Annotated in this window: 17 protein-coding genes; 8 read left to right on the forward strand and 9 right to left on the reverse strand. The window is 67.7% G+C overall.

The annotated features are described in order from the left end of the window. Window positions 1-11 precede the first annotated feature (11 nt). From VJ109_RS10910 to VJ109_RS10930, 5 genes are all read right to left on the reverse strand, one after another. On the reverse strand, window positions 12-1,322 hold the full coding sequence (locus tag VJ109_RS10910) for an MFS transporter (protein ID WP_324756692.1): 1,311 nt from the start codon (window positions 1,320-1,322) through the stop codon (window positions 12-14). Window positions 1,323-1,385: 63 nt separating this feature from the next. After that, window positions 1,386-2,768, reverse strand: coding sequence for an adenylosuccinate lyase (gene purB / locus VJ109_RS10915; RefSeq protein ID WP_324756693.1), 1,383 nt, complete (start codon window positions 2,766-2,768; stop codon window positions 1,386-1,388). Window positions 2,769-2,805: 37 nt separating this feature from the next. Further along, on the reverse strand, window positions 2,806-3,765 hold the full coding sequence (locus VJ109_RS10920) for a PrsW family intramembrane metalloprotease (RefSeq protein ID WP_324756694.1): 960 nt from the start codon (window positions 3,763-3,765) through the stop codon (window positions 2,806-2,808). A 56-nt stretch (window positions 3,766-3,821) separates the two neighbouring features. Next, a complete protein-coding gene (locus VJ109_RS10925) occupies window positions 3,822-4,673 on the reverse strand; it encodes an eIF2B alpha/beta/delta subunit family protein (RefSeq protein ID WP_324756695.1) in 852 nt (283 codons plus the stop codon). A 60-nt stretch (window positions 4,674-4,733) separates the two neighbouring features. Further along, window positions 4,734-5,282: a hypothetical protein gene (locus VJ109_RS10930; RefSeq protein WP_324756697.1), complete on the reverse strand. Its 549-nt coding sequence runs from the start codon at window positions 5,280-5,282 to the stop codon at window positions 4,734-4,736. Window positions 5,283-5,417: 135 nt separating this feature from the next. Here VJ109_RS10930 and purH point away from each other — a divergent pair, with 135 nt between their 5' ends. The 4 genes from purH (at window position 5,418) to folP (ending at window position 11,117) form a co-directional block, all read left to right on the forward strand. Further along, window positions 5,418-7,031, forward strand: a complete 1,614-nt coding sequence (gene purH, locus VJ109_RS10935; RefSeq protein ID WP_324756698.1) for a bifunctional phosphoribosylaminoimidazolecarboxamide formyltransferase/IMP cyclohydrolase — start codon at window positions 5,418-5,420, stop codon at window positions 7,029-7,031. Window positions 7,032-7,120: 89 nt separating this feature from the next. Beyond that, entirely contained in the window at window positions 7,121-7,705 is a 585-nt protein-coding gene (locus VJ109_RS10940; protein WP_324756699.1) for a hypothetical protein, read from the forward strand. Between the two features lie 129 nt (window positions 7,706-7,834). Continuing rightward, window positions 7,835-8,638 (forward strand): hypothetical protein, encoded by an 804-nt coding sequence (locus VJ109_RS10945; protein ID WP_324756700.1) that lies wholly within the window; start codon window positions 7,835-7,837, stop codon window positions 8,636-8,638. 40 nt (window positions 8,639-8,678) lie between these two features. Then, complete coding sequence (gene folP, locus VJ109_RS10950) at window positions 8,679-11,117, forward strand: dihydropteroate synthase (protein ID WP_324756701.1); 2,439 nt, start codon at window positions 8,679-8,681, stop codon at window positions 11,115-11,117. Between the two features lie 18 nt (window positions 11,118-11,135). Here folP and VJ109_RS10955 read toward each other — a convergent pair whose 3' ends face one another. Then, a complete protein-coding gene (locus VJ109_RS10955; RefSeq protein WP_324756703.1) occupies window positions 11,136-13,025 on the reverse strand; it encodes a DEAD/DEAH box helicase in 1,890 nt (629 codons plus the stop codon). Window positions 13,026-13,069: 44 nt separating this feature from the next. Beyond that, complete coding sequence (locus VJ109_RS10960) at window positions 13,070-14,125, reverse strand: glycosyltransferase family 4 protein (protein ID WP_324756704.1); 1,056 nt, start codon at window positions 14,123-14,125, stop codon at window positions 13,070-13,072. A gap of 81 nt (window positions 14,126-14,206) precedes the next feature. Here VJ109_RS10960 and VJ109_RS10965 point away from each other — a divergent pair, with 81 nt between their 5' ends. Together VJ109_RS10965 and VJ109_RS10970 are read left to right on the forward strand one after the other, a co-directional pair. Next, window positions 14,207-15,994 carry a S9 family peptidase gene (locus VJ109_RS10965; RefSeq protein WP_324756706.1) on the forward strand — a complete coding sequence of 596 codons (1,788 nt, stop codon included), beginning with the start codon at window positions 14,207-14,209 and terminating at the stop codon, window positions 15,992-15,994. 73 nt (window positions 15,995-16,067) lie between these two features. Further along, window positions 16,068-16,547, forward strand: a complete 480-nt coding sequence (locus VJ109_RS10970; protein WP_324756707.1) for an NUDIX hydrolase — start codon at window positions 16,068-16,070, stop codon at window positions 16,545-16,547. On the opposite strand, the gene VJ109_RS10975 is transcribed toward VJ109_RS10970, so the two are convergent. Continuing rightward, the gene (locus tag VJ109_RS10975) at window positions 16,548-17,606 is read right to left on the reverse strand and encodes an NAD(P)-dependent glycerol-1-phosphate dehydrogenase (protein WP_324756708.1); all 1,059 of its coding nucleotides are present in this window, start codon (window positions 17,604-17,606) and stop codon (window positions 16,548-16,550) included. 161 nt (window positions 17,607-17,767) lie between these two features. Here VJ109_RS10975 and VJ109_RS10980 point away from each other — a divergent pair, with 161 nt between their 5' ends. Both VJ109_RS10980 and VJ109_RS10985 read left to right on the forward strand, forming a co-directional pair. Further along, complete coding sequence (locus VJ109_RS10980) at window positions 17,768-20,296, forward strand: glycoside hydrolase family 3 N-terminal domain-containing protein (RefSeq protein ID WP_324756709.1); 2,529 nt, start codon at window positions 17,768-17,770, stop codon at window positions 20,294-20,296. 65 nt (window positions 20,297-20,361) lie between these two features. Beyond that, window positions 20,362-21,456, forward strand: coding sequence for a TrmB family transcriptional regulator (locus VJ109_RS10985; protein WP_324756711.1), 1,095 nt, complete (start codon window positions 20,362-20,364; stop codon window positions 21,454-21,456). 1 nt (window position 21,457) lies between these two features. On the opposite strand, the gene VJ109_RS10990 is transcribed toward VJ109_RS10985, so the two are convergent. Continuing rightward, on the reverse strand, window positions 21,458-22,441 hold the full coding sequence (locus VJ109_RS10990; protein ID WP_324756712.1) for an NAD-dependent epimerase/dehydratase family protein: 984 nt from the start codon (window positions 22,439-22,441) through the stop codon (window positions 21,458-21,460). Window positions 22,442-22,515 lie beyond the last annotated feature (74 nt).

Raw genomic sequence — 22,515 nt, forward strand, 5'->3', positions numbered from 1 at the left:
TCGCGTTCCGGTCAGTCCTGTGGGTTCGGGTCCACGCGCCCGTCGGCCTCGGTGAGCGTCTCGCTCACCTGGGTGTACGTCAGGATCAGCGCCATCAGCGCGAGGACGGCGCCGACGGTAAACGGCGTCGAGAACCCGCCGAGGTTGAACAGGACCCCGGAGGCAAGCGGACCGACGGCCACCCCGAGCCCGAACGCCATCGTCAGCACCGAGAGGGTGGTCCCCGACCCGCGCTCGCCCGCCAGGTCGCCGGCCAGCGCCAGCGACGGTGCGAACACCAGCGCGACGGCGATCCCCTGGACGAACCGCGCGGCCAGCATCAGCCACGGGTCCGTGACCACGCCCTGTACGAACACGGCCGGCACGAGGACGACGAAGCCGGCAACGACGAACGGCCGCCGGCCGATCCGGTCGCTTGCCCGGCCGATCGGGACCTGCAGGAGGACGTTGGCGATGACGACGGCGGCGAACTGGACGCTGAACATGAACGTCGACTCGTCGAGACGCATCCGGATCGGGCCTTCTAGCGTGGCAAACAGCGCGATCGTCGTCGCCATCAGGAACGTGCCGATCCCGAGGACGAACACCGAGTCCAGCCCCCGTCCGTCGGGGTCCATGACGGCGATCGAGAGGTCCTTGCTCGCCGCGTCGGCGGCGACCGGTGGATCGCTGATGAGCACCGCGACGAGCACGAAACTGAGCAGGGCACCCCCGACGGCGACGGCAAAGGCCGCGTTGAACCCCGAGAGCGCGGTCCCGAACAGGTCGTAGACGACGACGCCCTCGGCAGCGAGTCCACCGGTGATGACGATGCCGGCGACGATCGGGCCGAAGCCGAACCCGATCAGCCGGAAGGTGTTGAACACGCCGAAGTTCCCCCCGCGCTCGCTGTCGCTCTCGGCGTAGTCGTTGACCAACGCGATCGTCGCCGGGATAGTGAAGGCGGCACCGATCCCCTGGAACGCGCGCGCACCCAGGACGGCCCAGTAACTCGACAGGAACGGGTAGGCGGCGCTGCCGATCGCAAACAGCACCAGTCCCGTCAACACGAACGCTCGCCGTCGGCCGGTCCGATCGGAGAGTCGACCGGTGAACGGCTGTCCGAAACTGTTCAACAGGCCAAACAGCGAGAGCACGAGTCCGATCAGCGTCTCCTCCCGGAGGACGAACCCGAAGAGTTCGCTCCCGACGATTCCGGTCAGCGTTACCTGCCCGCTGGCGATGTACAGCGGGAGGACGATGATGAGAAACGAGTTCCCCAGCGCGTCGGCCATCCGGGCGAACGCCAGCGTGAGGACGCGGGTGTCGGTGCCGAGGACCATTTACCACCAGGGTTGGACTGGCCTGTGGTGAGCGTTCCGATCACGTCCTGGGGACGGTACCGATCAGGCGTCGTCGGCGAGTTGCTCGGCGATTCCCGTATACCCCGTCGGCGTCAGCGCCGACAGCTCCGCTCGCACGGCCTCGCTCACGTCCAGGTCGTCGATCATCGCCTGGAAGTCCGCCATCGTGACCTGCTGGCCGCGGGTCGCCTTCTTGACCTGTTCGTAGGCGTCCGCGAACCCTTCTCGGCGGAGGATCGTCTGGACGGCCTCGCCGATGATCTCCGGCGTCTCCGCTAGCTCCGTGCGCATCACCTGCTCGTTGGGGACGACCTTCGCCAGCCCGTTCTGGCACTTGCTGTAGCCGACCAGACAGTGCGCGAAGGCGGCGCCGATGTTCCGTTTGACCGTCGAGTCCGAGAGGTCACGCTGGAGGCGGGAACTGGTGACGTAGTCGCCAAGGAAGGTCAGATCGGAGTTGGCCTTCGAGAGGTTCCCCTCGCTGTTCTCGAAGTCGATGGGGTTGACCTTGTGTGGCATCGTCGAGGAGCCCGTCTCGCCCTCGACGGCCTCCTGGCCGAGATAGCGATCCGAGACGTAGAGCCACATGTCCAGATCCATGTCCAGCAGAACGTTGTTCGCTCCACGGAGGGCGTCGAAGACGGTCTGGAGGTCGTCACAGGGGTTGACCTGCGTGGTCAGTGGCTCGTGATCCAGGCCGAGGTCCGCGACGAACGCCCGCGAGAACGCCGGCCAGTCCACGTCCGGGTAGGCGGCGTGGTGGGCGGCGTAGGTCCCGGAGGCACCGGCGAGTTTCCCCGAGAGGTCCTCGGCGGCCCGCTCGATCCGCCCGATCGCTTTCCCGAGCCGGGAGGCGTAGACGGCCATCTCCTTGCCGAAGGTCGTCGGCGTCGCGGGCTGGCCGTGCGTGCGGGCGAGCATCGGTACGTCGCCGTAGCTGTGGGCCATCTCGACGAGGGTGTCCCTGATCTCGCGCAGTTCCGGGACCAACACGTCGGTGACGGCCGGCTTCACGAGCAGCCGGTGGGCGAGGTTGTTGACGTCCTCGCTTGTCAGCCCGAAGTGAATCCAGTGGTCCGCGTCGAGCCCGTCGGGCATTCCCAGGCGGACGAAGTATTCGATCGCCTTCACGTCGTGGTTCGTCGCGCTGTACTCGCCGTACCCCTCCGTCTCCAGTTGCTTGACGACGTTCGCGTCCTCGTCGTTGAACTCCTCGTATAGCGCCCGCAACGTCGTGCGTTGCTCGGCGCCGATCGTCAGCGGTGTCGCGTCGAGGTCCGCGAGCGCAAGCAGGTACTCGACTTCGACCTGGACGCGGGCGCGCATCAGCGCCCGCTCGCTGGCGTACGGGACGAGCGGTTCGGTGTAGCGGGCGTACCGGCCATCGAGCGGCGATACGGCGGTGAGTGGCCCTCTCTCGGTCATGCGAGAGGGGACGCGAGAGGCGCGAAAAAGCGTGTCGTTACGGGTCGCCCGCGGCCTCGATCTCGTGGTAGTGGTGTTTGTACCGGGAGAGTTTCCGGTAGAGCGCGTAGCCCACGACGGCGTCGAAGGCGACGACGAAGCCGACGAACGTCAGGAGGTTCCAGGGTACGAACCTGGGGAGGTATGTCACAGACGTGTTGTAGATGCCGTGGATGAGTGCAGCGATGAGGATGCCCTTCACGACGATGGGACCTTTGTTCTCGGGGTTGAACTTCGCCAGCCCGAGGTAGTAGCCGGCAAACGAGGAGTAGAGGACGTGGCCCGGGCCGACGAACGCGCGACTCGTCGCCGTCTGGACTGCCGCCAGCACCGGTTCCATCGTCTGTGTCGAGGTGGCCTGGAGGTAGCCCTGTGAGATGTACAGCAGGTTCTCGATGGTCGCGAACCCGAGGCCGGCGACCGCGCCGTAGACCACGCCGTCGACGACGGCGTCGATGGTGTCGAACGCGCCGACTCTGATCCCGAGCCACTTGACCGTCTCCTCGATCGGGCCGACGACGACGAAGAAAAACAGCGCCATCCCGACGACCGGGATGAGCCTGAAAAACGGCTGCAACAGCGTGTTGAACAGGGCGGCGATACTGGCGAAGACGATCGCCAGGACGAAGGTGATCGCCAGGGGTTCGATCGGCTCGCGGATCGTCGGATCGTCGTACCAGAGATAGCCGACGATCGCGAGGGCCGGCAGCGCCGACAGCGTCGCCAGGACGCCGACCGAGGGCCGGCGAACGACCAGCAACACTGTCGCGGCCAACTGGGCGAAAAAGAGGAGGACGCCGACGGCGATCAACAGCCATCGCCGGGAGGCGTGTAAGAGCCCGTACAACGATACCGATACCCGATCGAGTGGTGACCGTACGTCCCACGAGGCGATGTCGTAGAGGTCTATCGAACCGGACAGCGCCGTCTTGACGGGGTCGGTCTGGTCGTCTGTCACACCAGGGTACTCACGAGCCTTGCACCTCAGCGTTTCGGCGAGGGCCGTCCCACGGCTCAGAACTCCAGTATCGCGTCCTCAGTGACGACGATATCGAGCAGGCGCGTCGGGACCTCGTCGTAGCCCGGGTTCAGTACGTCGAACCCCTCGGGCGGTTCGAGCGTGACCTCGGAGGGTGAGCGGTACGTGTTCTGGAAGGTGAACCCGCTGCCGATGAACTTCGAGGAAGAGGCCACGACGGTGACGGACACGTCCTGGTCAGCGGCCGTGGCGACGATCGGGTAGGTCCCGATCCGGTTGTACAGCCGATCGTCGATCAGACAGTTCATCCCGACGAGGACCCGGTCACACTCCCGCAGCGCGTGCCCGGCGGCGCCGTCGACGACGAGCGTCACGTCGACGCCGTCGCGATCACTCAACTGCCGTGCCGTCCGCCGACCGAGATAGCGCGGCCGTGTCTCCGTGACGTACAGGTCGAACTGCGTGCCGTTTTCGAGTGCCCGTTCCAGCGTCGCCAACACGGTCGAGGAGCTCCCGTGTGTCAGCAGGACATCGCCGTCCTCGATCAGCTCGGCTCCCCGGTCGGCCGCGGCGGCCTTACTGGATTCGAGTTCGGTGACGACGTCTTCGACGACGCTCTCCAGGGCTGCCTTGGCCTCCGCAACCGTGGTCGGGTCCGCCTCGGCTACCGATTCGACGATCCGCTGTTGGGTCGTATACAGCGGTGCGTGCGAGCGGTTCGCCCGCTGGAGAGCGCCGCTGTTTCGTTCGAGCGTTCGCTGGAACTCATCGACGCTATGAGCTTCCCGCTCGGTGAGATCGAGCAGTGCGTTCGCGGCCTTTACGGCCACGATCGAGGCGCTCTGGGTATCCATCTCCTCTATCTCTCGAACTGTCTGGTCGATCATGATGGATGCTGTGATCGCAGACCGTATAGCTGTTCCCAGATAGCGTCGGCCCCGACCCGATCAGGAGAGCCAGCCGTAGTCGTCGGCCGACTCGCCGAAGCGGCCGTCGGGTGGGTCGTAGCGGTAGAAGTCCTGGCCGAGCGCGAACCAGGCGATCCCGTAGAGGGCGGCCGCGGCCGGGATCGCCTCGTACAGGAGAAAGCCGATCGTTCCGAGCGCGAGCAGGACACCCAGCCACGGGGGCTGGATTCGGGTCCGAACTAGTCCAGTTGCCACCAGCAGCGACCCTACGGACAGGCCAAGGACGCCGACGGCCAGCACGCCGTCGCCGCCGCCGGTCGCGAGCCGGAGTCCCTGTCCAATCGCGAAGACGAGGCCGGCGAGGCCACCCAGCCAGGCACCGGCCGTCCCGGGCCGTTTCATGCGCTGGCCGTAGAACTCCTCGACGGCGTAACAGCCGGCGACGACGCCAGCTGTCGAAACGACGATGGCGCCGATCAGCGGGGTCGGTGTCTCCCCCAGGACGTGTGCCGCGCCAGCCCAGCCCGTCCAGAGGAGGCCACCGACGGCCGCGACAGCGCCCGCCAACTGGCTCCGTCCTTTCGCCATACCCGAGGCTACGGGGCCGGCTACAAAGAGACACCGACACGGAACCGTGCCGGCGCTCGGCTCACTGTCGACTGTCTCGGTCCGTCCAACGTTCGTTTCGCAACTACTTTGCGCGCTCCCCGCAGCCACTCAGATATGAAACTCGCCGGTATGGCCAGCAACCGTGGCCGAAACCTGCTGAACATCGCCGACCGCGCTCCGGGCGGGGCGGAGTTCGCTGTCGTGGTGACCAACGACGGCGACGCGCCGGTCCTCGAAGACGCCGCCGAACGCGGTCTCCCGACCGAGGTCGTCGAACGTGACCCCGACGAGGCCCGCGAAGCCCACGAACGGCGCGTCCTCGACGCGCTCTCGAAGTACGACTTCGATCTCGTCGCCCTGGACGGCTACATGCGCATCCTCAGCGAGACGTTTCTGGACGGGACACCGACGACGCTGAACGTCCATCCGTCGCTCCTGCCGAACTTCCCGGGAGCCGACGCTCACGAGCAGGTACTCGAATCGGGCGTGAAAGTCTCGGGCTGTACGGTCCACGTCGTCGACGAGACGGTCGACGGCGGCCCCATCGTCACCCAGGAGCCGATCCCCGTCTTCGAGGGCGACGACGAGGACTCGCTGAAAGAACGGGTCCTCTACGAGGGCGAGTTCACCGCGTATCCGCGGGTAATCAAGTGGTTCGCCCAGGACCGCGTCACCGTCGAGGACGACGGTACGGTGTCCGTCGACGGCGACGAGGGCGGGGAGTTCCCGGCCCGCCGGATCGTCTCCGACGATCGCGCCGCCGACCTGCGCTACGGGGAGAACCCCCACCAGGACGCCGCGCTGTACGCCGACACCACTGTCTCGGAGGCCAGCGTCGTCCACGCAGACCAACTCAACGAGGGCGCGAAGGGGTTGTCGTACAACAACTACAACGACGCCGACGGCGCCCTGAACCTCATCAAGGAGTTCGAGGAGCCCGCGGCGGCGGTCATCAAACACACCAACCCGGCCGGCTGTGCCACCGCCGACACGCTCTCGGAGGCCTACGCCGACGCGCTCTCGACGGACCCGATGAGCGCCTTCGGCGGCATCGTCGCGCTGAACCGCGAGTGTGACGCCGACACCGCCGAACGGATCATCGACTCGTTCAAAGAGGTCGTCGTCGCTCCCGGGTACACCGACGCCGCACTGGATGTCCTCTTCCGGAAAGAGAACCTCCGCGTGCTGGACGTGAACCCCGGGGGCGGCCCGACGGACGAGTCCGGCCGATCCGACAACTTCGAGGTCACGGACACACTCACCGAGAAACCCCTCGTCGGTGGCCGCCTCGTCCAGGAACGGGACACCCAGCACCTCGCGGCGGCGGACCTGGAGGTCGTCACGGATCGTGAACCCACCGACGACCAGATCGAGTCGATGCTGTTCGCCTGGCACACGCTCAAACACGTCAAGTCCAACGGCATCCTCTTCGCCAAAGGGACGGAGACGGTCGGCATCGGCATGGGGCAGGTCTCCCGGGTCGACGCCGTCCGCCTGGCCGCGATGAAAGCCGACGAGCACGCCGAGGGGAAAGACGCCGAGGGTGCCGTGATGGCGTCGGACGCCTTCTTCCCGTTCCCGGACGGCATCGAGGAAGCCGCCGAGGCGGGGATCGAGGCCGTCATCCAACCCGGCGGCTCGAACAACGACGACTCGGTCATCGAGGCCGCGGACGAACACGGCATGGCGATGGCGTTCACCGGCCAGCGGTCGTTCCGTCACGACTGAGAACGGCGACCGCGTTTCCCCGTGACCGTCGCTTCCCGTCGTCGGCACGGTGACGCAAACCATTTGACGCGACTCCGACTAGTGACGGTGTGAACTGGCTCTCCGAGAACCGCCACTGGCTGTTGTTCGCCGGTGTCGTCCTGACGACGCTGGGAACTGTCGGAGTCGCCGTCGCCGGCGTCGTCACCACGCTCACGACGCTCGTCAGCGGCGGCCCCCTCCTCCCGACGCTCCCGGCGTTCATCCTCGGAACGTTCCTGCTTGCGGGACTCGATATCGTTCTCGCCGTAGCGCTGGTGGCTGAACTGGCCAGCCGGGCCTCCTTGCCGAAGAGCCAGCGGGTCGCCGACGGACTGAGCCGACTGGAGCGGCTCCTCCCGCCGCTGTCCGCGCTGGGACTCGCTGCCCGGTTCGAACCGCCCGAACCGACCGTCGAGGAGCACCGCGAGGAACTCACACGCCAGTACGTCGAGGGGGAGCTGAGCGAGGTACAACTCGAAGCGCGTCTCCGCTCGCTCCTCGACGAGGAGACAGCGGATCGGGATGTACCCTCGGCACGTGCGGTCGTCGACGAGCGGGCCGTCGCGGAGGCCGACGGAGACGGCGGCACCGACGAGACGGTGACGGAGCTGGAAGTCGGAGAACGGGGCCGCGAGACCGAGACGGAGCGGTAGTCGCCGGCGACGAACGAGCCGTCCCGCTCGATCACCGGTTCGAGCGAACGCGGAGCCGCCGGCAGCACTGGTCCGGCTGTCACTGTCGAGCCACCGCTGTTTTTGCTCCCCGGGGTCCAAGACGGACACATGAGCGATTACACGGTCGTCCGCATCGACGTCGACACGGACGTGATCAGGCGGGCGGCGAGGGTGGTTCCCGGGGTCGAGGTGCCCGCGGAGTTCGATCCTGACTCGAAGCGGGTGACGCCGTTCCCCGGTGGCACCGATACGAGCGCCGACGAGGTGGATTCGGCGGCCGACGGGCGACAGGCCGGCCAGATTCGGTCGCTGGTCGGCGAATACGGCTTGCTCGCCGCTGGCGTCGCGATGGTCGGCGCCGGCGTCGCGACGGTGGCCCTGTGGTGGTACCGCCGCCGGAACAGTACCGACGGACAGCGCCCCGGTGACAGGGAACAGCGCCCTGCCCGGGGGGAGACACCCCCACCGGCGGATCTCACGGCAAGCGAAGGCCGGCACACGAGCGCCGAGCGCGTCCGGAGCCCCGACGATGTCCCCGGCGAGGAGGTAACCGGCGTCGACGAGATCAGCGGGACGGAGCCGACCGAGTTCGACACTGCCGTCGGGGAGACGGCGACCGAAGCGCGCGACGCCGGAGTGTCGGCCGAGGACTCGAACGCCGCCGTGGCCGAACACGACGAGTCGAGTGAGAGCGCACCGCACCAGTCGGCTGACGACTCGAACGCCACCGCGGGTGAGCCGACCGACGACGAGCGGACAGCCGAGGCCGCCACTGGCTCCGATGACGAGTTGTCCCTGGACAGCCCCTCGCCTCCGGGAGAGAATGGGAGCCTCGACCGGGCGCCGCTGCTGGGGGTGGCCTTCGTCGCGCTGAGCGGTGCGGTGGTCCGGTGGCTCCAGCGGGAGTCGTAGGTCCGACAGGCTAAAGCGCGACGGCGTGATTACCGCGAGCATGGAGTTCCACGAGGCCGCGAACTTCCTCTTCGAGTTGCGCCGGTTCGCCTCCCGGCCCGGAACCGACGCCACGCGGGAACTGCTGTCGTCGCTCGGAAACCCCCACGAGCGGCTGGACTGTATCCAGATCGCCGGGTCAAACGGGAAGGGGTCGACCGCCCGCATGGTCGAGCGCACCCTGCGGGAGGCCGGACTGGACGTCGGCCTCTACACCTCGCCGCACCTCGACGACGTCCGCGAGCGTATCCGAACCAACGGACGGAAGCTCCCCGAGACTGCGCTCGTGGAGTTCGTCGAGACGGCCGAACCGCACCTCACAGCGCAAGGCGCAGTCGGCGAGTCGCCGACCTTCTTCGAGACGCTGACGGCGCTGGCACTCTGGGAGTTCGACCGCCAGAACGTCGATGTCGCCGTTCTAGAGGTCGGGATCGGCGGCAAGTACGACGCCACCAGCGTCGTCGATCCCATCGCTAGTACCGTCACTTCGGTGACGCTCGAACACACCCACATCCTCGGGGATACCGTCACCGAGATCGCGACGGACAAGGCCCACGTCGCCCCTGACGATGCCCCGCTGGTCACCGCGACGACCGGCGACGCGCTGGCGGCCGTCCGCGAGGTCGCCGGCGACGTGGTGACAGTCGGCGACGCCGACGCGGACGTGACAGTCACGTACGGCGGCCGCGAGGGGCTGGAGGGCGCTGTCACCGTCGCGGGTCCCGACTGGCGTATCGACACGCACCTCTCCCTGTTGGGGGCACACCAGGCGACCAACGCCGGCGTCGCGGCGACGCTGTGTCGCCAGGTCGCCGACGTTTCGCCGACCGATCTGGAACGCGGGTTACGGAACGCCCACTGGCCCGGCCGGTTCGAAGTCATGGGCCAGGACCCGCTGGTCGTCCTCGACGGCGCGCACAACCCCGGCGGTATCGAGCGTGTCGCCGAGACACTCCGAACCTTCGACTACGACGACCTCCACGTCGTCGTCGGCGCGATGGTCGACAAGGACCACGAGCGGATCGCCCAGGCGCTGCCGGCGTTCGACCACGCCGTCGCCTGCCATCCCAACGTCGACCGGGCGGAAGCCTCGGACGTGGTCGCCGAAGCACTCCGGACGACGACGGACGCGACCGTCGAAACCCGGTCGGATGTCGCCGGCGCCGTCGGGATGGCACTCGACGCGGCCGGCCCCGACGACGCGGTACTGGTCACCGGATCGCTGTACGCGGTCCGGGAGGCCCGAACCCGCTGGGCGCGGCCGATGGTCCCGAAACGCGTCGACTCGATCCCGGAGGCCCGCCGGACGCTCGAAGCCGCCCACGTCACCGAGGCCGGTGCCTGGCGGATGCGGGGCAAGGGTGTCCACCGCGTCCTGCGGACCCGCGTCCAGCCCCGCCAGGGCCAGTATCTCAAGGAAGAACTGCTCTCGCTGGGCGGGGAGTGTGCGATCTCGGGGCTGAACAACCAGGACGAGGAGAACGTCGATATCGTCATGATGGCGACGATGGCCCAGTTCAAGCGCCTGGCCGACAAACTCGACGGCCAACCGTACGGCCTCTCGACGTTCGCCGACGAACTCCGGGCGGCACTGGACATCCAGCAGCCGGCCGAGGACGGCGACTATCCCTGGTCTGACGGGACCGCCGTCATGGGTATCCTCAACATCACGCCGGACTCGTTCCACGACGGCGGCGAGTACAACGCCGTCGAAGACGCCGTCGACCGCGCGGAGGGGATGATCGAGGCCGGCGTCGACATCCTCGACATCGGCGGCGAGTCGACCCGTCCCGGCGCCGACGTGGTCCCGGTCGAGGCGGAACGCGAGCGGGTCGTCCCGGTCGTCGAAGCCCTCGCCGAGCACGACGTGGCGCTCTCGGTCGACACCCGGAAGGCCGGCGTCGCCCGGGCGGCCCTGGACGCCGGCGCGGACATCCTCAACGATGTCTCGGGGCTGGAAGACCCCGAGATGCGGCTGGTCGCCGCCGAGTACGATGTCCCCGTCGTCGTGATGCACTCCATCGAGGTCCCGGTCGACCCCGACAGCGATATCCACTACGACGACGTCGTCACGGACTGCATCGACGCCCTGACCGAGCGGGTCCTGCTGGCCGAGAAGGCCGGGCTGGACCGCGAGCAGATCATCGTCGACCCCGGCGTCGGCTTCGGGAAGTCCGCCGCCGAGAGCTTCGAGTTGCTGGACCGACTCGACGAGTTCCAGGCGCTTGGCTGTCCGATCCTGGTCGGACACTCCCACAAGTCGCTGTTCAGCCTGGTCGGTGAGGAGGCCGGCGACTGTCTGGAGGCGACGATCGCCGGGACGACGCTGGCCGCCGAGCGCGGGGCCGACATCGTCCGCGTCCACGACGTGCCCGAGAACGTCGCCGCGGTTAACGTCGTCCAGGCGGCCGCGGACCCGAGCCGGTTCGACGACGACTAACTGGGCCGCGTCGCCCGATCACTCCCCGTCAACGGGCGTCTCGACCACATCGGACTCCGTCTCGTTGACCCTGATCCCTTTCGAGGCGAGATGTCGCATCTGTCGGCGGACGAAGTCCTCCTCGGTCGTCCCGCGGGTCGCCAGCACGACCATCCGGGCGTCGCCGGCCGGCCGCATCGTCCGCCCGGCCCGCTGGGCGCCCTGGCGGCGAGACCCCCCGAGCCCGGAAGCGACGATGGCGAGTTCGGCGTCCGGCAGGTCGATCCCTTCGTCGCCGACACGTGAGACCAACAGCGTGTCACGCTCGCTGCGGCGGAACTCGTCGAACAACTTCTCGCGGCGCGCGTGGGGCATCTCACCGCTGATAAAGGGTACGTCGATGGCCTCGCTGATCGCCTCGCCCTGGTCCAGATACTCGACGAAGACCAGCGCCTTCGCGGCCGGGTGTTGTTCGAGTGTGTACTGGATCTCCTCGATCTTCCCAGTGTTCCCGGCGGCGGCCTGGCGTCGGCCGTGGCCGGAGGTGGTGGCGTACTCGCTGCGCTCGGTGTCGCTCCCCCACGGGACCAGACGGATCTCGACTTCGGGTTCGGCGACGTAGCCTTCGTCGAACAGTTTCCCCCAGTCGGTGCCGATCGGCGGGCCGACGAGGGTGAAGATCTCCTCCTCGTCGTCGCTCTCGCGGGTCGGCGTCGCGGTCAGGCCGAGGCGGTGTTTCGTCTGGAGGTCCGCGCTGCGGCGGTGGATCGGGCTGGGGACGTGGTGGACCTCGTCGTAGACGATCAGTCCCCACTTGCGCTGGTCGAACAGCTTCCGGTGGCGGTCCATCCCGGCGGTCCGGTAGGTAGCGATGGTCACCGGCTTGATCTCCTTGGTGCCGCCGTGGTACTCGCCGATGTCGTCGTCGGTCAACGTCGTGTGTCGGACCAGTTCGTCGCGCCACTGCGTCGCGAGTTCCCGCGACGGAACCAGGATCAGCGTCTCGCCGCCGATGGCCGCCATCGCGCCCATCGCGGCGACGGTCTTGCCCGACCCCGGCGGCCCGACGAAGACGCCCGATCCCTGGTCGGTAAAGCGCTCGACCCAGTCGGCCTGGTAGTCCCGGAGTCGCAGACGAAGCTCCATCTCCAGGGCGTCGCCGGTCTCCAGTTCGCGGTCGTCCCTGACGGGATAGCCGGCCTCGTAGAGGGTCCGTTTGACTGCGGCGGTCGCGTCGGCGTTGACCCACGACTCCGAATCCGAGATGGGCGCCCGGAGGTGGTCGTCGTCGAGTTTCTGCCGGGCGACGTTGCCCATCAGATCGTCGTTTTCGGCTTCCAGAACGACGTAGCCGTCCTCGTGGGTGTACAGCCGGAACTTCCGAGCCCGTTCCCACTGGCTGGTCACCCACTCTTCGAGGTGGGGCGAGCGTTCGCCCAGTACGTCCCGCATCGTCGCGAGGAGGTCGTCCAGGGACTCGTGTGGGGCCGCCCAGATGTCCTCCTCGCGGAGTTCGTAGACGTACCCGCCCGAGCGGTTGGTGTCTTGCAGACGGGCGAACTGCGAGAGCTGTGCCCGCGTGAACTGGTGGGGGTGTTCGACGACGATCTCACGCCGATCGGGGAAGAGGACGACCCGCTCGCGGTCGGTCACCTCGGCGAGGTCGGCCGGATACCACACCGACTCGATGTCGGCCACGTCCTGCTGTTGGATGTCGCCCTCGGCCGCGAGCGTCTCCAGTGCCTCGCGAGCCTCGTCGGGCGTCAGGTCGGTCTTCCGGGAAAGCTCAGTCGCCGTCAGGTGTGGACGGCCGACTGCGTCGATGGCGTCGTAGACCGCGTCCAGTTCGATGGCTGGGTCGTCGTCCGACGCCGCGTCTCCCGCTGTCTCGTCGGCCGGGTCCGGTGCCTGCGTCTCGTCGGCGGTCATTGTCTCCGATAGCGGCGGGAGGGGGAAACGGGTTTCGTTGCGCCTCACCAGAGCCCGTGTTCGGCGACGAGTTCGTCGTAGATGGCCTCGTATCTGCCCCTGACGGCGTCGTGGTCGAACTCGGCGAAGGAGTCGTCGATGTCCCGGCGCTCGTGGTCGGCCGACTCGACGATGGTGTCGGCGATCTCCTGGGGGTTGGTCACCCGGAAGGCCCGCTCGCGCTGCTCGACCAGTTCGTGGGCGCTCGATTCGGCCTGGTACTCGACGATCCCGAGACAGCCACAGGCCATCGCCCACAGCAACTCGGTGGCGAACTGCTCGCGGACGGCGGTTTGGACGAACGTGTGTGCGCCCTTGTAGATCGAGACGCGGCGCTCGCGATCACACTCCCCGACGAAGGTCACGCGGTCGTCGATCCGGAGGTCCGAAACCTCCTGCTCGTAGGTCGCCCGCTCGGGGCCGTCGCCGACGATGGTCGCCGACCAGTCCCGGTCGCGTAGCTCGGCCAGTCCCAGCAGGAGCGACTCGACGTTCGCGCTCTCGTCTAGCGGGTGGGCGTAGACGACGTCGATGTCTTCGGCCGGCTCCGTCTCCCGGATCGTCGACATGTCGATGCTCTCGGGGACGATCGCCGTCGAGCAGTCGTAGCCACGTTCCCGGAGGTGGGTCTGTTGCATCTGCGCCGGGACGGTGACTCGGTCGGCCCACCGCAGTGCCAGTCCTGTTGTCCGGGACTGGGGCAGCGGCTCGTCGCCGAACCAGTCGACGGCGACGGGCGCTCTGGCGAGTGTCCCGCCGAACCCGGCAGCGAGCGCGATCCCCGGCGGGTGTGAGAGTGCGTGGATCACGTCCGGGTTGTGGCCCGCGAGCAGTGCCGGGAGTCTGAGACAGAACGAGGGCTCGGTAGGAGTGGTGGTGACGGCACGGTAGGCGACGTCTTCGGGTTCGAAGCGGCTGTTCTGTCCGTCCCACCACTGCGCACAGAAGACGGTGACCTCGTGGCCGGCGTCGGCCAGGTGGGTCGCGAGCCGTTCCAGCCGGCGTCGTCCCTCGGTGTCACGGTGGTGAGGCGTCTCCATGGCGACGACCGCGACACGCATACCCGTCGGCACACGGGGGGCGGTGAAAAAGCCACCCGTTCGCCACAAAGCGTTTTTGCCGTCGGACGCCTCGATTCCGCCGTGTACGAGTACGACCTCGAACGCTACCTGAACGTCCACAGCGCCTACGGCGCGTCGCTCGGCCCGGACGGACAGGTCGCGTTCCTGATGGATACGACCGGCGTCGACCAGGTCTGGACCCTCGACGAGCCGTGTGGCTGGCCCGACCAACGGACCTTCGCCGACGAGCCGGTGAGTTTCGTCGACTACTCGCCGACCAGGTCGGAACTGGTCTTCGGGATGGACCAGGGCGGCAACGAGCGACTGCAACTGTACCGACTCGACGAGGACGGCCGGGTGACGAACCTGACCGAGCGGCCGGGCGCCAAACACCGCTGGGGGGGCTGGCACCCCGACGGCGAGCGGTTCGCGTTCGCCTCGAACCGCCGTGACGAGGCGGTCTTCGATGTCTACGTCCAGGAGCGCGAGGGCGACGCCGAACTCGTCTACGAGGGCGACGGCTGGTTCTCGGTCGGCGGGTGGTCGCCCGACGGCGAGAAACTGGTCGTCAGCGAGGCCCACTCCAGTTTCGACCAGGACGTCTACGTCCTCGACGTCGAGCGCGGCGAGTTGGACCACTTGACACCACACGAGGGACCGGTCCGATATACGAGCGTCTCCTGGGGACCCGACGGTGAGGCGCTCTACCTCGTTACCGACGAGGGCAGCGATACGCTCTCGCTGGCGCGGCTCCGACTGGACGGCACGCTGGAGACGGTCCGGGACGGCGGCGAGTGGAACATCGACGGCGTGGCGCTGGACCGGGAGTCGGGCCGGCTCGTCTACTCGCGCAACGTCGATGGGTACACCGAACTCACCGTCGGCGAACTGACCGGCCCGACGGCCATCGAGGAGTTCCCGGCGCCGGACCTCCCGGGCGGGCTCGCCGGCGGCGTCTCATGGGGACCCGACGCCGAGCGGTTCGCCCTCAGCGTCACCGGCCGGCGACAGAACACGAACGTCTTCCTCGTCGAGACCGAGACGGGCGAGAGCGAGCGCTGGACACGGGCCTCGACGGCCGGCATTCCGCCCGAGACGTTCATCGAACCCGAGGTCGTCCGCTTCGAGTCGTTCGACGGCCGCGAGATTCCGGCGCTGTTCTCGCTGCCAGCGGACCCTCCAGCGGGCGAGACGCCGGTGATCGTCGACATCCACGGCGGTCCCGAGAGCCAGCGCCGCCCCTCCTTCTCGGGGCTGACACAGTACTTCCTCTCGCGGGGCTACGCCGTCTTCGAGCCCAACGTCCGCGGGTCGACTGGCTATGGCAAGGCGTACACGCACCTCGACGACGTCGAGAAGCGCCTGGACTCGGTGCGGGACCTCCGGGCCGGCGTCGAGTGGCTCCACGACCAGCCGGCGGTCGACCCCGATCGGATCGTCGCGATGGGAGGCTCCTACGGCGGATTCATGGTCCTCTCGGCGCTGACGGAGTACCCCGACCTGTGGGCGGCCGGCGTCGACGTGGTCGGCATCGCCAACTTCGTCACGTTCCTGGAGAACACCGGCGACTGGCGGCGATCGCTGCGGGAGGCCGAGTACGGCTCGCTCGCCGAGGACCGCGAGTTCCTCGAATCCATCTCGCCGATCAACAACGTCGACCGGATCACCGCGCCGCTGTTCGTCCTCCACGGGGCGAACGACCCCCGCGTCCCGGTCGGCGAGGCCGAACAGATCGCCGAGCAGGCCCGACAGCAGGGCGTCCCCGTCGAGAAACTCGTCTTCGACGACGAGGGCCACGGCATCAGCAAGCGCGAGAACCGAATCGAGGCCTACAGCCGCGTCGTCGACTTTCTCGACGAGCACGTCTGAGCCGACGAGTCGTAGTTTCTCCCCGTGAAAACGACGTGCTGGATTTATGTCGGCGCGGCCGCACGTCGGGCACATGGAGGGGGTAGACCGGGCACGGGAGCAGGTCCAGGAGCGGCTGGACCGTCTCACAGCGGGGGAGCAGTCGCCGCGAGTCAACCAGGAGACGGTGGTGACGACGGGCGATCAGTACCGGGCGGCGATCGACCGATCCCTGGAGGGTGTGTTCCGGATTCGGGTCGCGATCACCAACGATGCGGGCGAGGTACTGGTGACGCCGGGCGACGACGGGATGGGGCTCCCGTGCGGGGAGACCGACCCGGGCGAACCGATCGACACGGCCGCCCGACGGATCGCACGCGGGCAAGCCGGCATCGACTGTCGCCCGCGTGAGGCCGTCGAGGCGACGATCCGCGGGATCAGAAACGAGGACGAACCCGGATCGGATGCCGTCTATCGACTCTCTGTCGTCTACGCGGCCGACGCGGTCGATCCGGATGCCGCTTCGGAGAACCACCGATGGGAGCCGACCCACGCCGTCGACGCACCGCTGTGATCAGATGACGCCCGTGACCGTCGCGGCCTCGATCGCGGCCTCCTCGCTCATCCCGTTGCCCAGGATCGTGTAGCGGTCGCGGATCTCGTGGGCGGTCGTCAGTGCCTCGACGACCGTCTCGTCGTCGATCCCCAGTTCCTCGGCGGTCGTCGGGGCGCCGATCTGTGCCAGCGCGTCGCGGATATTGCGCCACATCCCCTTCTCGCCGTCCTGGAGGTACGCCGTGATGATCGAGCCGACGCCGACCTGGTGGCCGTGCAGTGCGGCGTCCGGGACGAGCCGGTCCAGTTGGTGCGAGAAGAGGTGTTCGGCCCCGGACGCGGGCCGGGAGGAGTCGGCGATCGACATCGCGACTCCCGAAGAGACGAGCGCCTTCACGACGATCCAGGCCGACTCCTCCAGACCGCGTTTGACCGAGCCCGCGCTCTCGACAAGCATCTCCGCGGTCATGCGGGCCAGCGCGCCGGCGTACTCCGAGTACTCGACGTTCTGTAACCGCTGGGCCAGTTCCCAGTCCCGGACGGCCGTGTAGTTCGAGATGATGTCTGCACAGCCGGCTGTCGTCAACCGCCAGGGGGCTTCGGCCAGCACCGTCGTGTCGGCGACGACCGCCAGCGGGGGTTCGGCGGCGACGCTGTGGCGCGTGTCGCCTTCCGGAACCGATCCCCGGCCCGAGACGATCCCGTCGTGACTGGCCGCGGTCGGCACCGAGACGAAGCCCAGCCCGAGGTCGTCGGCGGCCATCTTCGTGATGTCGATGGCCTTCCCGCCACCGACGCCCAGAAGGAAGCCGGCGTCGACGGACTCCGCGTACTCGATGACTTTCTCGACGGCGCCGAAACTCGCTTCGTCGATGACGATCTCGGCCGGATCGTACCCCTGGTCGGCGAACTGCTCGACGACGCGCTCGCCGGCCACGTCGTGGGGTGTCGGGCTGGAGACGACCAGCGGTCGGCCCGCGAGGTGGAGTTCCTCGACGGCGTCGATCGTCTCCCCCAGGACGCCGTGGCCGACCACGACGTTGCGCGGGAGCCGAATCCAGGTGCGCTTGTCGAACATACCTGCCTCTCGTCCCCGCGGTGGGAAAACGGTTTGTCCTCCTGTCGGTCCCATCTCGCGGATAGTTCGAGCTAGCTGAATCGGAAACAAACGTTTGGAACGTCTCCTCACAAAGGTTTTCCCAAAACAATAATTATAATCACTGATTGGGGTGGAACGCGATGGCACATCACAACGACACGACCGACGGGACGCTCGGGGAGACGTCCCGGCGGACATTCATGAAGGCAACCGGTGCGGCGACGGGGGCAGTCGTCGCCGGCACCGGGACTGCGGCGGCACAGACTGACGTGGACGCGACCCTCGACGAGCTGACGCTCGAACAGAAGGCGGCCCAGATGACACAGGTCGCGATCAGTTCCTTCGAACCCGAGCCAAGCGAGTCGAACGTTCCCGACAATTTCGGGGTCGACACCGTCGGCGAGTACTTCAGCGACCTCGGCGTCGGCTCGATCCTCTCCGGTGGGGCCGAACCACCCTCCTTCCAGGCGTCGGATGTCGTCGAGGGGATCAACGACCTCCAGGAGTACAATCTGAACAACTCCGATCACGGGGTCCCGTTCCTCTACGGCGTCGACGCGACCCACGGAAACGTCCTGCTGGAGGGCGCGACGGCGTTCCCACAGCGGATGAATATGGGCGCGACCCGGGACCCCGATCTGATCGAAGCGGCCGAACGACACACCAGCGACGCGACGGCCTCGATGGGGGCACACTGGACGTTCGCGCCGACGACGGACCTCCAGCGGGACCCACGCTGGGGCCGGTTCTTCGAGGGGATCAGCGAGGACCCGAAACTCACTGGCGACATCTCGCGGGCACGGGCGGACGCACTGGAGGACGACGACCGGCTGACCGCCTGTGTCAAACACTTCGCCGCGTACTCGACGCCCAACAACGGCAACGACCGAGCGCCGGTCGACACGTCGCTGCGTGACCTCCGGACGAACGTCATGCCACCCTACCGTGACGCACTCGAATCCGAGCCCGGGACGGTGATGGTAAACAGCGGGGCGGTCAACGGCAAGCCCGCCCACGCCTCCCACTGGCTGCTGACGCGGATGCTCCGGGACCACTACGGCTTCGAGGGCGTGGTCGTCTCCGATTGGGACGACCTCAACCGGATGATAACCAACCACGACTACGCGCCGGACTTCCGGACCGCGACCAAAGAGGCGATCAACGCCGGCGTCGACATGTACATGATCGGCAACGGGGGCTCGGCGCCCGGCCCCGTCCAGTACATCGACACCGTCGTGAGCCTCGTCGAGGACGGCGAGATCCCGATGGACCGCATCGACGAAGCGGTCCGTCGCATCCTGGAGCTGAAGGTGGACCTCGGGCTGTTCGACCAGCCGACAGTCGACGAGTCACGCATCGGTCAACGGCTCGGCGGCGCGGCCGACACCGCCGAACAACTGGCCAGGGAGTCCCTCGTCCTGTTGAAAAACGACGACGGGGCGCTCCCCATATCGAGCCAGGACGACGTGTTGCTGACCGGCCCCGGCGTCGACAGCAACGGCAACAACACCCGGGCGCTGATGCAACACGGTGGCTGGACGCTCGGCTGGCAGGGCGCCAGTGCCGGCGGCCCGTACCCGAGACAGAACCTGCTGACCGACGCGCTCCGGGACCGGGTCAACAGTCTCGCCCACGTCCCGACCACCTACAACAACGCCGGTTGGTGGGCCGGCCAGGGCGACGGACCCGACCAGCAGACCGACGAAAACGGGAACTTCGACTTCACGGAGAGCCAGCGCCAGCAGGTCGAGGACGCAGCACCGGACGCCGACGCTGCCGTCGTCGTCCTCGGCGAGGGGACCCACAACGAGGGCTTCGGTGACCGCGACGAACTCGTCCTCGACGAGGCACAGCAGGACCTCCTCGATACCGTCGTTTCGGCCGTCGACGAATCGACCCAGGTCATCGGCGTCTTCCTCGCCGGAAGCCCGCGTGGCTCCCCGGAGACGTTCTCGAAGCTCGACGCGGCGCTGTTTGCCGGCCAGCCCGGGAGCGACGGCGGCCCGGCGATCGCAGATACCCTCGTGGGCGAGTACAACCCGTCCGGAAAGCTCGCGTTCAGTTGGCCCGAAAACGTCGGAACGGCGCCGGTCCAGTACAACCGCTACGACCCGACTTCGACCGGTGCGACCGACAACACCCCGATGTTCGAGTTCGGTCACGGGCTCTCCTACACCGACTTCACCTACGAGTCGGTCTCTGTGACACCGCCGACCGTTGGCAACCCGGCCAACAAATCGGAAGTCACAGTCACGGTCGAGGTTCGGAACTCGGGCGAGATGGCCGGCGAGCACATCGTCGAACTGTACAACACCCAGTCGTACGGTTCGGTCCTCCAGCCGATCCGCCGGCTGCTGGGGTACGAACGGGTGTCGCTCGACGCCGGCGAACGGACGACCGTCGAGATCACCGCCGACCTGCGTGCGCTGGAAGTGGTCCCCGGTGACGTGTTGGCGCTCGGTCCGAAAGTCGTCGAAGCCGGCGAGTACGAACTCACGGTCGGACAGGACGGACCGACGACGACCCTGACGGTACAGAACACGGCGAGTATCACCGATCCCGATCCGGTTCCCGGTGGCACGAACACGCAGTCGTCGAACGCCCGGAGCCAGGACCCGACGATGGAAGACGTCGTCGACCTCCTGAAAGCGGCACGCCGTTCCTCCTGATGGGACCCAACCACACTTATAGGTCTGCTGGGTGAACGTGTCGCTGTTCCGGTGCGAGAGTGACGATGAGCGACCACGAGCGTATGGATACAGCGACCCTCCGGGAGACGCTCCAGCATTACGGCCTCTCCGAGACGGACGCGGAGACGTACCTCGCGGTCGTCGAGCGCGGGTCCGCGACGGCGAGTACGATCGCCGACGCGGCCGGTGTCTCGACGAGTTACGTCTACGATATCTGCGACCGGTTGGCGACCGAGGGGTTCGTCAGCGTCGAGGACCACCGGACGCCGACGCGCATCCGGGCGGTCGACCCCGCAGAGGCGTTCGGTGCACTCCGGAGTGAACTCGATACGGTCGAGTCGGCAGTGACCGCACGGTACGAGCAACGGGCCGATGACGACAACTCCTTCGAGGTCGTCAAGTCCCGCTCGACGATCGTCAAACGGCTCGAACAGTACATCGACGCCGCCGAACACGAGGTCGTCCTGCAGATCCCGTCCCGGCGTCTGCCGGAGGTCAGAGAGAGCCTCCAACGGGCTCGCGAACGCGGTGTGTTGGTCCTGTTGACCCTCTCGCCGAACGATCGATCGTCGGGAGACGAAACCGATGACTCGCCGTCGTCGCTCGATCTCGACGGTGTCGCGACCGTCGTCCGGATCGGCCTCGGCGGTGCGCCTTCACTGCTGTCGATCGACCAGCAGCGGGGGTTCGTCTCGCCGGCGACGATGCTCAGTTGGGACCACGACGAGACGCGGGCGATCACGTTCTCCCAGGAAGCGATCGCGGCGGTACTGGTCGGGTCGTATCTGGGGAACTACTGGCCGATCGGCGAGACAGTCGCGGTCACGCGGCCGCCGGAGCTACCGCTGACCTCGCGGATGTTCAGGCACAGCGTCCTCGCGGCGACGCTGCATCGGCGTGCCGGCCAGCGGCTGACCGCGGAGTTGTACGCCCGTCCGACCGGTACCGACGACCCCTTCGAGACCATCGTGGGCGAAGTCGTCGACGTGCGACAGAACCTGCTCGATCCGCCCGACAGCGACTTCGGCTTCGAGAACTCCCTGGTCGTCGACACCGGCGATCGACGCCTCTCCGTCGGTGGTATCGACGCCTTCCTAGAGGAGTACGAGACCAAACAGACGATCCTCCGGCCGGCGTAGCTCACTCGCCCAACCGCTCGATGAGGGACCGTTCGACGGTCCGGTCCGGCCCGTGTTCCCGTCCCGTCCGGCCGCTCGCTCGGTGTTCGGCGACGGTCCGGTCGAGCGCGGTCGCGTGATCCGTCGCGGACCATCCCAGCCCCCGGAGCTTCGCCGTCGACAGGAGATGCGGCGGGCGCCGGTAGATCGGGAAGTCGGTCGCCTCGATCCCTTCGGTCGCGAGTTCGCGGGCGCTCGCGCCGACCGTCTCCACGTCGGTCGCACAGGTCTCGACCAGCAGGTCGATCCATTCGGCGAGCGTCGGGGCGTGTTCGTCGCCGACGTTGTAGGCCTCGCCAGCGGTCCCCTCCTCGGCGACGGTTCGCAGGGCACTGGCGACATCTTCGACGTAGACCATCTGCCAGAGGCTCAGCCCGTCCTGTGGGACGACGATCCGATCGTAACTGTCGACGCGGTCGATCCAGTACGCGAACCGCTCGGTGTAGTCGTGTGGGCCGTAGACCACGGTTGGTCGGACGCTCATCGCACGGACGCCCGACTCGGCCGCCGCGAACACCACACGGTCGCCTTCGGCCTTGCGTGGGCCGTAGGTCTCGGTGCTGTCGGTCATCGCCTGCTCGGGCGAGCAGTCCGTAAGCGGCGTCTCCCCCTCCCGTTTCGGCGTCCGATCGACGCCGTAGGCCGCGCCGCTGGAGACGTAGACGTACGTGCTGTCGGCGAACACGTCCGTCGCTGTCCGGACGTCCGCCGGGAAGTACGCGACACAGTCGACGACGACATCGGGGTCGACGGTCTCGTGGGCGCGTTCGAGCGCGTCGCGCTCGCGCCGATCGCCGGTCACCTGCGAGACGCTGTCGTCGTCGGCGAAGGGGTCGTCGTGGCGGCCCCGGTTGAACGTCGTGACGTCGTAGCCGGCGTCCCGGAACTCCTCGACGGTGTATCGCCCGATGAACCGTGTCCCCCCGATAATCAGCGCGGTCTCCATATCCCGGCTATCGATCGGGTGGAAGAAAACGAATGGGGTCAGTCTCGGACCGATCGGCAGCGATCACCGTCTGA

The organism is Haloarcula montana, assembly GCF_035666295.1.
In the GTDB taxonomy this organism is placed as follows: domain Archaea; phylum Halobacteriota; class Halobacteria; order Halobacteriales; family Haloarculaceae; genus Haloarcula; species Haloarcula montana.